Source organism: Flexivirga sp. B27 (assembly GCF_052905685.1).
Map to the genome: position 1 here is coordinate 35864 of NZ_JBPYUM010000003.1, position 12750 is coordinate 48613.

Consider the following 12750-nt stretch of genomic DNA (forward strand, 5'->3'; position numbering starts at 1 on the left):
GCGGCGGGACACATCTGAGTCGGTGCCTCGTCATACAGTCGTGCGGGTGACGTTGATCCTGCATCGTGCCGAGCGCACCGACGCGCTCGCCGACGGCCTGGCGCAGCTGCTGAGCGACCCGCTCGACGACCCCTTCCTGCAGGAGCTGGTCATCGTGCCGACCCGCGGCGTCGAGCGGTGGCTGGCGCAGTCGCTGTCGCACCGGCTCGGTGTCGGATCCCGCGGCGGCGACGGCATCTGCGCGGGCGTGCGGTTCGTCGCCCCGCACTCCCTGGTCGCGCTGCTCACCGGGCGCGAGCGCGACGACCCGTGGCACCCCGATCGGCTGGTGTGGCCGCTGCTGGAGCAGATCGACGCGCACCTGGACGAGCCGTGGAGTCACACGCTGGCGGTGCACCTCGGGCACGGCACCGACGATCCCGACGGGCACAAGGCCGGCCGGCGCTACGCCGTCGCCCGCCGCGTGGCCGGCCTCTTCTCCTCGTATGCCGCCCAACGGCCGACCCTGCTCGCGGACTGGGGTGCGGGTCGGTGGACCGACGGCACCGAGCAGCCGACTCCGGACTCACTCGACTCGAGCGGGTCGGGTGCGTCACCAGCCCCGACACCGATCCCGATCCCGCTACCCACGTTGCTCGACGACGACCTGCTCTGGCAGGCACAGCTGTGGCGCCTGCTGGTCGAGGCGATCGACGAACCGGCGCCGGCGGAGCGCCACGCCCGCACCATCCACCTGCTGCAGGAAGGACTGGACCCTGCCCCGGAAGCCGCACTGCCGCCACGGATCTCGCTCTTCGGCCACACCCGCATGCCGGTGACCGAGCTCGAGCTGCTCGAGGCCCTCGCCATACACCGTGACGTGCACCTGTGGCTGCCGCAGCCGTCGGCGGTGCTGTGGGAGGCGGCCCGCGACATACCGTCCGGAGTCGTGCCGCGCAGCGCCGACGACAGCGCCGAGCTGGTGCACCATCCGTTGCTGGCGTCGCTCGGCCGGGACGCGCGCGAGCTGCAGCGCTGCCTGCCGCCGGCCCGGGACGACACCCCGGCGGCGGAGCCGCAGCCGTCCCCGGCCAGCGTCCTCGGCTGGTTGCAGCACGACATACACCGAAACTTGTTGGTGGCGGGCGAGACTCGGCAGGCACGCCTGGCCGACGACCAGGATCGGTCGATCCAGGTGCACGCCTGCCACGGTGCGGCCCGGCAGGTTGAGGTGCTGCGCGAGGTGCTCACCGGGCTGCTGCAGGACGACCCGACGTTGGAGCCACGCGACATCCTGGTGATGTGCCCCGACATCGAGAGCTACGCACCGCTGGTGCAGGCCGCGTTCGGGCTGGGGGAGCAGTCCGGCGGGACCTCGGTGGGCGGCCACCCGGCGCACTCGTTGCGGGTCAAGCTGGCCGACCGCTCGCTGGCGAGTGTCAACCCGCTCTTCGAAATCGCTTCTGACCTGGTCGATTTCGCGGTCGGCCGCCTGCGGGTCAGCGACCTGCGCACCCTCATCGCCCGCGAGCCGGTGCGTCGCCTCTTCACGCTCGACGACGAGGACCTCGAGCGCATCGCCGAGTGGATCGACGAGGCGGAGATCCGATGGGGCATGGATGCGGAGCACCGGCGTCGCTTCGCGCTGGCCGACATCGACCAGAACACTTGGCGATTCGGGCTCCGGCGGTTGCTGCTCGGTGTTGCCATGACTCCCGCAGGTGGTGCCGCGCTGGACCAGGTGCTGCCGGTCGACGACATCGAGAGCGGCGACATCGACCTGATCGGCCGGTTCGCCGAGCTGGTCGACCGCGTCGACGTCGCGATCGCAGCACTGACCGACGCACACACCGCCGACGACTGGATGACCGCTCTCGGGAACGCGGTGACCAGTCTCAGCGCCACCTCGCGCGAAACCGCCTGGCAGCAAGCACAATTCGACCGCGAGCTGGAGGTCGTGCGGTCCATGTCTGCCGACGGCACCGACCTGCGGGTCAGCGACGTCCGGGAGCTGCTGCGGGCCCGGCTCGAAGGCCGCGCGACCCGTGCCAATTTCCGCACCGGGACGATCACCGTGTGCACCATGATGCCGATGCGGTCGGTCCCGCACCGGGTGATCTGCCTGCTCGGGCTCGACGACGGGACCTTCCCGCGCAGCAACGGCATCGACGGTGACGACGTGCTCGCCCGCAACCCGCTGACCGGCGAGCGCGACCTGCGCAGTGAGGACCGCCAGCTGCTGCTCGACGCGGTGCTTGCCGCGACCGACCAGCTGATCGTGACCTACACCGGTGCCGGCGAGCACACCGGTGCCGTGCGCCCGCCCGCCGCGCCGTTGGGTGAGCTGATCGACGCAGCGCGCCGGTGCGCGACCTGGCCGGACGGGCACGACGTCGTGACCCGGCACCCGCTGCAGCCCTTCGACACCCGCAATCTGATGCCCGGATCGCTCGGCACGCCCGGACCGTTCAGCTTCGACCGCACCGCGCTGGTCGGCGCGCGGGCGGCTCGCCAGCAGCAGCCCCGGGAGCAGCGACTGCTCGCCGCTCCGCTGCCTGCGCTGCCCGCCGACGACCTCAACTTCGCCGACCTGGCGCACTTCTTCGCAGACCCCGCAGCGCATTTCGTGCGTCGACGGCTCGAGGTCGCACTGCCCTTCGAGGAGCAGGAGTCCGGCGACGGCATGCCGATCTCGTTGGACGGGCTGCAGTCCTGGGCGATCGGCGACCGGGCCCTGCAGGAGTCGCTGGTCGGCACGGCGCCGGGCGACATCGCCCGGATGGAGCGGCTGCGGGGCGGCATACCTCCCGGAGCGCTGGGTGCCCACGTGTTGCAGCGGGCGATCGAGGGCGTGACGGCGTTGCGCGAGCCGGTCGTGCCGCTGCTGGTCCGTGACACGACGAGCATCGACCTGGACGTGCGGCTGCCCGACGGGCGGCGGGTGACCGGCACGATCGGTGACCTGCGCGACGACGTGCACCTGACGATCACCTACTCCACGCTGCGTGCCAAGCAGCGTCTGCAGTCCTGGCTGGTGCTGCTCGCGCTCGCGGCCGGTGCGCCCGACCGGCCGTGGCAGGCGGCCGTTGCGGGCTGGCTGCGCGGCGGTGCCAAGCGGCAGGCCGGCTACTACCTCGCCGGCGGGCTCGACCAGGAGACCGCGACCCGGCATCTCGCCGAGCTCATCGACGTCTACGACCGCGGGATGCGCGACACGATCCCGTTGCCGCTGGAGACGTCCTTCGCCTATGCCGACAAGCTGTCCCAGCGCTCCGGCAGTGAGCGCTTCGCCGCTCAGTGGGCCGAACGCAAGTGGGAGAGCAGCGGATTCGGCGATCAACGGTTCCCCGGTGACGCCGAGAAGCCGGCGCAGCAATTGCTGTATGGCGGGACGATCCCCTTCGACGACCTGCTCGCCGAGCGTCCGGTCGATGACGAGTCATGGAATGCCGCGACCTCCCGGCTCGGCCAATACGCGCTGCGCGTGTGGGGTCCGCTGCTGCAACACCAGGGGGCGCACACGTGACCAGCCCACGAAGTTCCGGGCCGAGTTCTCTGCCGGCCGGTGCTCAGTCCGAGGAGCCCTTCGACATACACGGGCCACTGCCGACCGGCACGACCGTGCTCGAGGCGAGCGCCGGCACCGGCAAGACGTGGACCATCGCCGCGTTGGTGACGCGCTATGTCGCCGAAGGCGTGCACACGCTCGACGAGTTGCTGGTCGTCACCTTCGGCCGCGCCGCGTCCCGGGAGTTGCGGGAGCGGGTGCGCGAGCAGTTGGTTGCTGCGGCGGAGGCGCTGGTCGACGCCGACGCCATACGCGCTGACGGATCCACCGAAGAACCCACCGACAAGCCGGCCGATCCGCTGCTGGTGACGCTGGTCGACGTCGACCCGACCGAGCGGGCGCACCGGGCGCGGCGGGTGCGTGACGCGCTGGCGGCGTTCGACGAGGCGACGATCGCCACGATCCACCAGTTCTGCCACCAGGTCCTGCGCGGACTCGGCATCGCGGGCGACACCGACGCCGGTGCGACGTTGGTCGACGACGTCGACGATCTGCTGATGGAGGTGGTCGACGACCTCTACCTGCGCGGTTTCGCGCGGCAGCAGAGCAGCCCGGAGTTCGACCTGGCCGAGGCCCGCAGGATCGCCCGGGTGGTTGCCGCCGATCCGAGTGCGCAGCTGGTGCCGACCCAGCCGGCGGCCGGGTCGGCTGAGGCCCGCCGGGTCGGTTTCGCGCGGGCGGTGCGCGACGAGCTCGCTCGGCGCAAGCGACGCCTGGGCATCCTGACCTATGACGACCTCCTGTCGCAGGTCGCCGACGCGCTCCGCGACTCCGGTGGCCCGGCGCGCGACCGGTTGCGCCGGCAGTGGAAGGTCGTGCTGATCGACGAATTCCAGGACACCGACCCGGTGCAGTGGGAGGTGTTCGACCGGGCGTTCCGCGACCACGCGACGATGGTGCTGATCGGTGACCCGAAGCAGGCGATCTATGCCTTCCGCGGCGGCGACGTCACGACCTACCTGCAGGCGGCGCGCACGGCCGGGGTGCGCCGCACACTCGACACCAACTGGCGGTCCGACGCCCCACTGGTCGAGAGCATCGGCCGGTTCCTCACCGGCGCCGCGCTCGGCGACCCGGCGATTCTGGTGCATCCGGTGACCGCGCATCACCAGGTGAGCCGGCTGGCCGGCGCACCGGAGCCGGCGCCGTTCCGACTGCGGCTGCTCGAGACCGATCAGGTCCGTCGGTCGCAGGTGCTCAAGGACGACGCTATCCGCGCGGCCGGCTTCCGCGAGCGTGCCGCGCAGGATGCAGCGCACGACATCGCGCGACTGCTGAGTTCCGGTGCGACCTATGACGATTCGCGCAGCGTACGGCCGGTCGAGCCGAGTGACATCGCGGTGCTGGCTTCCCGCAACGACCATCTGGTGCTGATGCAGCAGCGGCTGCGCGAGCTCGGGATTCCGGCCGTGCTCAGCGGTGCCGGCAGCGTCTTCCGCACGCAGGCTGCGCAGTCGTGGCGGATCCTGCTGGAGGCGATGGATCAGCCGCATCGAGCCGCCCGCGTGCGTGCCGCGGCCCTCACGCCGTTCCTGGGGGTCACGGCCGCGGAGCTCGACGCGGACAGTGAGGCGATGACCGAGCAGGTCACCGACCGACTGCGCTGGTTTGCCTCCGTTTATGAACACCGTGGCATCTCAGCGGTTTTCGAGACCTGCAACATCGCGGGCTTGCCGGCACGGGTGCTCGCCGAGGTGGGCGGCGAGCGGGAGCTGACCGACCTGCGGCACATCGCGGAGGCGCTGCACGCGGTGTCGATGCAACGCACGAGCGGCATACCAGCGCTGTTGGCGTGGTTGCAGGAGCAGGCCGAGCAGGACCGCCCCGCGTCCGGTGACGCCAGAGCACGACGCCTCGACAGCGACGCGGATGCCGTGCAACTGCTGACGATTCACGGCAGCAAGGGCCTCGAATTTCCGGTCGTCTACCTACCGTTCGTCGCCGACCGGTGGATCCGCGACGACGCGGTGATCAACCCGCTCTTCCACCAGCCGGGTGACCCGCCCCGTCGGTCGATCTACATCGGCCAGGCCGACGACGAGACCAGCAGGCTCGCCCGGGCCGAGGACGCGGGGGAGTCGCTGCGGTTGCTGTATGTCGCGCTCACGCGGGCCAAGTCCCAGGTCGTCGTGTGGTGGGGGCCGTCCAACAGCGCACCGCCCTCGGCGCTGCATCGGACCCTGATCGACCGCGACCCGGCGGCGCCCTCCGCGGACGGGGCGATCGCCGACGTCCGCCCGAGACGCAGTGAGCAGGAGTCGATCGCGTTGCTCCAACGCTGGTCGGACGCAGGCGGTCCGCAGTGGGAGCGCGTCACCAAGGAAGGTTCGGCACCGCTCCGATCCGACGCGACCGCAAGCGATCTCGCTGTTCGTGAGTTCACCAGAGTCATCGACGAGGACTGGCGTCGCACGTCCTACTCCGCGCTGAGTCGCGTGCTGGAGACGATGCCGACCGCCGATGGCGTGACCAGTGAGGCCGATGCCGACATCAAGGACGACGAGACCATCGTTGACCGCGACGCAAGCTGGCCCCGTAGCCGGGGGAGCGAAGCGGTGCAAGGTGGTCGAGTGCCGGAGGAACAACACGAGACGACGACCGACCCGGCGAACCAAGGTGGTCGAGTGCCGGGGGAGCGAAGCGGAGGAGGTGTATCGAGACCAAGCGCCCTCGACCGCGAGTCGCCCATGGGATCGCTGCCCGTCGGTGCAACCTTCGGATCGCTGGTCCACGCAGTGCTCGAGACCGCCGATCCGACAGCGCGTGACCTGGCAGCCGAGCTGACCCGTCGTGTCCGTGAGCAGCTGGTCCGCTGGCCGGTCGATATCGACGTCGCACAGCTCGTCGACGCTCTCGTCGCGGTCTACGACACACCGCTCGGCCCGCTCGCCGACGACGTCACGTTGCGGGCAGTGGGCCGGAACAAGCTGGCAGAGCTGGAGTTCGAGCTGCCACTCGGCGGACCGGACAGGCCGGAACGCGTGCACCTGGGTCAGATCGCCGCCATACTCCGGCGACACCTGCCCGACGGTGACCCGCTGCTGCCCTACGCGGACCTGCTCGACAACGAGCTGCTCGGTGGGCAGGTGCTGCGGGGCTACCTCACCGGCTCGATCGACCTGGTCTTCCGGGTCGGTGAGCGTTATCTGGTCGCCGACTACAAGACAAACTGGCTCGGGCCGGCCGACGAGCCGCTGCTGCTCGGCGCCTACGGGCCCGAGCCGCTCGCGGCGGCGATGGGCCACTCCGACTACCCGCTGCAGGCGCTGCTGTATGCCGCCACCCTGCACCGCTACCTGCGCTGGCGGTTGCCCGACTACGACCCGGATCGGCATCTGGGCGGAGTTCTCTACCTCTACCTGCGCGGCATGGCGGGGTCGGAAACCCCTGTGCTGGAAGGCAATCCGACCGGTGTCTTCTCCTGGAGGCCGCCGACGGCGCTGGTCCTGGAGCTCTCCGATCTGCTCGACGGCGAAGGCGGTGTGTGATGACGGTCAGTGACGCGCGCCTGGTGCAACGCGCCGACGGTGTGCTGGCGGAGGCCAACCGCGCCGGCATCCTCGAGCCTGCCGACGTGCACGTCGCCACGCAGCTGAGCAGCATTGCGGGAGAGGATGATTCGTCGGTCGTGCTGGCGCTTGCACTCGCCGTCCGAGCGGTCCGGCTCGGGTCGATCTGTGTCGACCTGCGCGAGTCCCTGGACCCGGCGGCGCTCATCGACACCAGCGCCGAGACGGAGGTGGCCGAGGACTCCGGTGGACAAATTGGTCAAGCGCCGGAGGGCGAGCAAGGTGGTCGAGTGCCGGAGGAGCGCAGCGGGGGAGGTGTATCGAGACCGGATGAACTGCGGGACAACTCGCACTTGACCTCGGCGTGGCCCACCGACGCCGACGAGTGGCTGCGCGCCATACAAGACAGTGCACTGCTCGGATCCGGCGTGTTGCGAGTCGAATTCGGATTGGTCTACCTCGACCGCTATCACCGTGAGGAGCTCCGTGTCGCGGAGATCCTGCGCGCCCGGGCGACTCAGGAGTCACCCGCGGTCGACGACGCGATCCTGCAGGCAGGGCTCGACCGACTCTTCGAGGGGGAGGCCTACGCCGAGCAGCGTGCTGCTGCCGACGCCGCCGCCCGGCAGTGGACGACGGTGCTGACCGGTGGTCCGGGCACGGGCAAGACCACGACGGTCGCCCGGCTGCTCGTGCTGCTGACCGAGCAATGGGAGGCAGCCGGGCAGACCCGTCCGCTGCGGATCGCCCTCGCAGCACCCACCGGGAAGGCAGCGGCACGGCTGAAGGAGTCGGTGACTCAGGCGGCTGCTCAGCTCCTGCCGGCGGACGCCGCCCGGATCCAGGGACTCGACGCGATGACGGTGCATCGGCTGCTCGGCTGGAATCCCCGCGGCAGCAACAGGATTCGTTTCAACGAGAGCAACCGCCTTCCGCACGACGTGATCGTGGTCGACGAGACCTCGATGGTTGCCCTGACGATGATGTCGCGCCTGTTGCGGGCGACGAGGTCGACCAGCCGGCTGGTGCTGGTGGGCGACGCCGACCAGCTCGCCTCCGTCGATGCGGGTGCGGTGATGGCCGACTTGGTCGACGGCTACCAACAGCTCGCACCGGACACGGTGTGCCGGTTGCGGACCTCCCACCGCTTCGATGCCGCGATCGGTTCGCTCGCTGCGGCGGTCCGCGAGGGTGACGCCGATCGAGTCGTCGAGTTGCTCCGTGAGGGGACCGAAGCGGGCGGCGCCGTCCGCTGGGTCACGGACGACGACCCGAGCGTCGCGTTGCGCGGGGAGATGCTGGCACACGCGCTCCGCTTGCGTGAGCGTGCTGTTGCGGGCGACCCGGCTGGCGCGCTCACCGTCCTCGGCGAGAGCCGATTGCTGTGTGCGCAACGGACCGGGCCGCGTGGCGTGCGCTGGTGGAACCACCTGGTCGACGAGTGGCTGTCCGAGGCGACCGGGGACCCGCTCTGGGAGCCGATGTATGTCGGCCGACCGCTCCTGGTCACGCGCAACGACTATGCACTGGGCGTGCACAACGGTGACAGTGGCGTCGTCATCGGCGGTGACGGCCCGGTGACGGCCCAGATCGGCACCGCCGCCGGACCCGTGCCGATCGCAGCCAGTCGGCTCTCGGACGTCGACACGATGCACGCGATGACGATCCACAAGAGTCAAGGCAGCGAAGCCGGCAGCATCACCGTCCTGCTGCCGCAAGAGGAATCCCCTTTGTTGACAAGGGAGTTGCTCTACACCGCGATCACCCGAGCACAACGGGCTGTCACGGTCGTCGGCAGCGAGGAGACCGTCCGAGCCGCCGTGACGGCTCAGATCCGCCGCGCGACCGGCCTGCGCCGGCGCCTCGCGCAGAAGTAGCGGCCCGAGCTCTTGAGCTGAACGAGACCGTCCCCTTGGTGGCCGAGCTTGTCGAGGTCACAAGCTGGGGCGGCGGTGCACTTCTTCGGAGCGGTCCATTTTCGCCAGTGACGGCTTCCTCGCCGAGTGACGGTTGTATGACGCCGTCAGTCGACGAACTCGCCGTCACTCGGCGTCGAGACGGCCGAGCTTGTCGAGGTCACGACTGGTTTCGACAGGCTCAACCAGCTCTCGCCCGACAGGTCGACGGCATTCGCCACCTTTGTGGCGCGTCAGTCCGTGATCGTGTCGGTCGCTTGCGACCACCTACAGCGCCAGTCGCCCTCGCCGCTGCGCACGTACGTGTCGAGGTGCCAACATTCGAGGTGGCCACCACCATGCGGGGTGATCAGGTCGATGATCGAGCGGTATCTGACCACCGCGAGGTTGCTGTCAGCAAGAACCTCGATCGGAGTCACTGGCTCGAATCTCGAGTAGCTGACCGACCCGTCGCACAGGCCGCCGACGTAGGTCGATCTGTCCCACACCGTGCCGCCGGGACTACACAGCACGAAGTCCGGAGCATGCAGTGACCACAACGCCGCTTCATCCGCAGTGATGATCGCCCGCAAGCGTTCGCGTTCGACAGCTTCCACGTCGTCGAGCTGATTCGTCATTGGTGAAGGCTACGTTCGGGTGGCTCTTCCGATGGGAGCCGCCGGACTCCCGACCAGGGACGGCCAGATTCAGTCGCTGAGCAGACCCAACTCGCGAGCACGGGCGACCGCAGCTGTCCGGGACTCGACACCGAGCTTCTCGAAGACGTGCACCAAGTGCGTCTTCACGGTCGCCTCGCTGAGGAAGAGGTGCTTCGCAACCTCCCGGTTGGACCGGCCCTGCGCCACCTGACTCAACACCTCGAGCTCGCGGCCGCTCAGCGTAGGCCGCGGACTGCGCAACCGCGCGAGCAGTCGATCGGCCACCACGGGGGCGAGCACCGTCTCGCCCCGAGCCGCGCGATGCACGGCATCGACCAGGTCGTCCGGCGGCGCATCCTTCAGCAGATAGCCCGACGCACCGGCCTCGACGGCGCGCAAGATGTCGCGATCGGTGTCGTATGTCGTCAGGATCAACACCCGCGGCGCGCCCTCCGCGGCCAGAACCCGCTCGGTCGCCGCAACCCCGTCCATGCCGGCACCCATCTGCAGGTCCATCAGGACGACGTCGACGGCATACTCACTCGCCAACCGGACGGCATCCTCACCCGTGGCGCCCTCGGCGACCACATCGATCCCTGCTGTTTCCAACAGCATTCGCAACCCGGTGCGGACGACCGGGTGATCGTCGACGAGCAGCACTCTGGTGCTCGCGGTGGTCACTGCGCACCTCCGGACGGCACCTCGACGTGCACGCTGGTGCCTTCGCCGAGCGTCGACTCCACCGAGGCATGACCGCCGGCGTCCCGGGCCCGCTCGTCGATGGCGCGCAACCCGAATCCACCTGCGGCGCTGGGGACGATCTCGGCGGCGGTGTCGAAGCCGACGCCGTCGTCGGTGACGTCGAGGGTGATGGTGTCGCCGAAACCGAGGGCGATGACAGCGCGGGTGGCGCGCGCATGCTGCCGGACATTGGACAAGGCACCCTGCGCGATCCGCAGCAGCGCTGCCTCGATCGTCGTCGGCAGCGATCGCTCGTCGCCGTCGATGACCAGCTTCGCGTCGAGGTTGCCGCCCTGCCGGTCGACCAGGCGCTGCAGCGCGGCCGACAGCGGAGACCGCTCGAGGTCGGTGGGCGTGAGCGCGTGGACCACGGTGCGCGCATCGTCCAGGCCGGTGGCCGCGGACTCCTCGATCTGGCGCAGCACCGCGACCAGCCGCTCGGCGTCCGGCTCACCGGCCAGCCCGGCACGCGACAGCAACAGGATGCTGGAGAAGCCTTGGGCGACGGTGTCGTGCACGTCGCGGGCCAGCCGCGCTCGCTCGGCGAGGACACCCGACTCGCGCTGCGCACCCGCCAGTGCATCGTGCGTCGCGACCAGATCCCCTTGTGCGGCAACGAGCTCCGCGTTCAGCACGCGACGGCGTTCGTTCTCCCGGCGCAGCCCGGAATAGATCCAGGAGATGCCGATCGCGACCAGCGCGCCGAGGATCGGGCCGAGGATCGAGGGCACCGTCGCGGTGTCCGGCCGGTGCAGTTGGGTGAAGATCACCAGGGCCGTGCCGACCACGATCGCGGAGAGGCCGGCCCACCGGGGCATCAGGTGCAGACCGAGGAAGAACAGCGCGAAGACGACCCAGATCAGGTCGGCGCTGGCCAGCAGCAGCGCCGCCCAGCCGAGGAAGAGCACGACATACCAGAGCCGACCCGCCACCGACCGGTGATCACCGACCAGACCGGGCGTGAGCGCCAGCCCGAGGAGATACCAGGCGAAGAGCGCCAGGCACCCGGACAACAGCCAGAAGGGATGATCCGACTCCTGAAAACCGCGGATCGTGCCGATCGCCAGCAGCACCACGAACAGCCCGTGCATGGCCAGCTGCAGGGTGCGGATCACCGGTGCGCCGGACGACGGGGCATGGTCTTCGAGCATCACAGCCGACGCTATGGGATCAGGCGCCTGTATGTCGCCCTCCGGGTATCCATCGATCGGTTGACCCGCGGCTCCATCGAAGTGGCATTCCGCGTTCCACCCTTCCCTCGATGTGCTGGAGGGGGAATCGCGATGGACTGGATGCACAACGAATCCCGACAGTTACGAAGGAGGAAGCGTGTTCCTGGCAATCAGGGATCTGTGGTGGGCGAAGGGCCGATTCGCGCTGATGGCCGGCGCGATCGCACTGATCACCCTGCTGGTGGTGATGCTCAGCGGACTGACCGAGGGCCTCGGCCGGCAGAGCACGTCCGCCATCACCTCACTGGACGCGGACCAGATCGCCATGGAGCATCCCGCGCCCGGTGAGACGCTGTCGATGTCGACCAGCCGCATCACCAAGACTGCGCTCGACAAGGCCCGCAAGCAGGAAGGCGTCGAGGCCGCCGACCCCATCGGGATCAGCTCGACACGGGTGACGATCGGCGAGACCCCCGCACCGGCAACGGTTTTCGGCGTGGATGTCGACGCGGCAGTGGCACCGGAAGGGCTGAGCGCGCACGACACCGTGATCGGCAGCGACCTGGCGAAGGACCGCTCGGTCGCAGTCGGCGACTCCATCACCGTCAACGGCACCAAGCTGCGGGTTGCACGGATCGTGGACGACGCGTCGTTCAGCCACCTGCCGGTCGTCTGGGTGTCGCGCACCGTATGGAGCAGCACGGGAGGTTCCGCGATGGGCGAAGGCAGTGTGGTCGCTCTGCAGACGACCAAGGGCTTCTCGGCCGAAACCTTTGACTCGGCCACCGGGCTGGTCGCCAAGTCGCGCGCCGACTCACTGTCCGCGATCGGCTCCTACTCCGCCGAGAACGGCTCGCTGACGATGATCCGGGTGCTGCTGATCGCGATCTCCGCGCTGGTGATCGGAGCCTTCTTCACCGTCTGGACGGTGCAGCGGGAGGGCGATCTGGCGGTGCTGAAGGCGATCGGCGCGCGCACTGGATATCTGCTGCGTGACGCGCTCGGCCAGGCCCTGCTGACACTGTTGATCGGCGGCGGGATCGGCACACTGGCCGCATTCGGACTAGGCATGCTGGCTGCCGGACAGGTGCCGGTGGTGATCGAAGTGGGCACGGTGCTCGTTCCGTTCGCGCTGATGGTGCTGGTCGGGTTGCTCGGTGCAACCGCAGCACTGCGACGCGTCGTGACCGTCGATCCGATGACAGCACTGGCAGGTGCGCGATGAGG

7 protein-coding genes are annotated in these 12750 nt (G+C 69.6%); 4 read left to right on the plus strand and 3 right to left on the minus strand.

Annotated elements, in window-relative coordinates; translation table 11 throughout:
- Positions 1-46 precede the first annotated feature (46 nt).
- From recC to recD, 3 genes are read left to right on the plus strand one after another with little or no spacing between them, the layout of a single operon-like run.
- Positions 47-3505, plus strand: a complete 3459-nt coding sequence (gene recC / locus ACSZL9_RS12485) for an exodeoxyribonuclease V subunit gamma (protein ID WP_446665836.1) — start codon at positions 47-49, stop codon at positions 3503-3505.
- Positions 3502-7035: a UvrD-helicase domain-containing protein gene (locus ACSZL9_RS12490; RefSeq protein WP_446665837.1), complete on the plus strand. Its 3534-nt coding sequence runs from the start codon at positions 3502-3504 to the stop codon at positions 7033-7035. The genes recC and ACSZL9_RS12490 overlap by 4 nt, the downstream gene beginning before the upstream one ends.
- Positions 7035-8933 carry an exodeoxyribonuclease V subunit alpha gene (gene recD / locus ACSZL9_RS12495; protein WP_446665838.1) on the plus strand — a complete coding sequence of 633 codons (1899 nt, stop codon included), beginning with the start codon at positions 7035-7037 and terminating at the stop codon, positions 8931-8933. Before ACSZL9_RS12490 ends, recD begins: the two co-directional genes overlap by 1 nt.
- A gap of 272 nt (positions 8934-9205) precedes the next feature.
- Here recD and ACSZL9_RS12500 read toward each other — a convergent pair whose 3' ends face one another.
- The 3 genes from ACSZL9_RS12500 to ACSZL9_RS12510 form a co-directional block, all read right to left on the minus strand.
- Positions 9206-9589 (minus strand): nuclear transport factor 2 family protein, encoded by a 384-nt coding sequence (locus tag ACSZL9_RS12500; protein ID WP_446665839.1) that lies wholly within the window; start codon positions 9587-9589, stop codon positions 9206-9208.
- A gap of 69 nt (positions 9590-9658) precedes the next feature.
- Positions 9659-10291, minus strand: coding sequence for a response regulator (locus ACSZL9_RS12505; RefSeq protein WP_446665840.1), 633 nt, complete (start codon positions 10289-10291; stop codon positions 9659-9661).
- Entirely contained in the window at positions 10288-11502 is a 1215-nt protein-coding gene (locus ACSZL9_RS12510) for a sensor histidine kinase (RefSeq protein WP_446665841.1), read from the minus strand. Before ACSZL9_RS12510 ends, ACSZL9_RS12505 begins: the two co-directional genes overlap by 4 nt.
- Positions 11503-11680: 178 nt before the next feature.
- Between ACSZL9_RS12510 and ACSZL9_RS12515 the strand changes: the two genes are divergently transcribed.
- Positions 11681-12748, plus strand: a complete 1068-nt coding sequence (locus tag ACSZL9_RS12515; RefSeq protein WP_446665842.1) for an ABC transporter permease — start codon at positions 11681-11683, stop codon at positions 12746-12748.
- Positions 12749-12750 lie beyond the last annotated feature (2 nt).

Bases quoted from the DNA above. Each gene is read 5' to 3' on its own strand.
- recD (WP_446665838.1), top strand. From the start codon at position 7,035: ATGACGGTCAGTGACGCGCGCCTGGTGCAACGCGCCGACGGTGTGCTG.
- ACSZL9_RS12500 (WP_446665839.1), bottom strand. From the start codon at position 9,589: ATGACGAATCAGCTCGACGACGTGGAAGCTGTCGAACGCGAACGCTTG.
- ACSZL9_RS12510 (WP_446665841.1), bottom strand. From the start codon at position 11,502: ATGCTCGAAGACCATGCCCCGTCGTCCGGCGCACCGGTGATCCGCACC.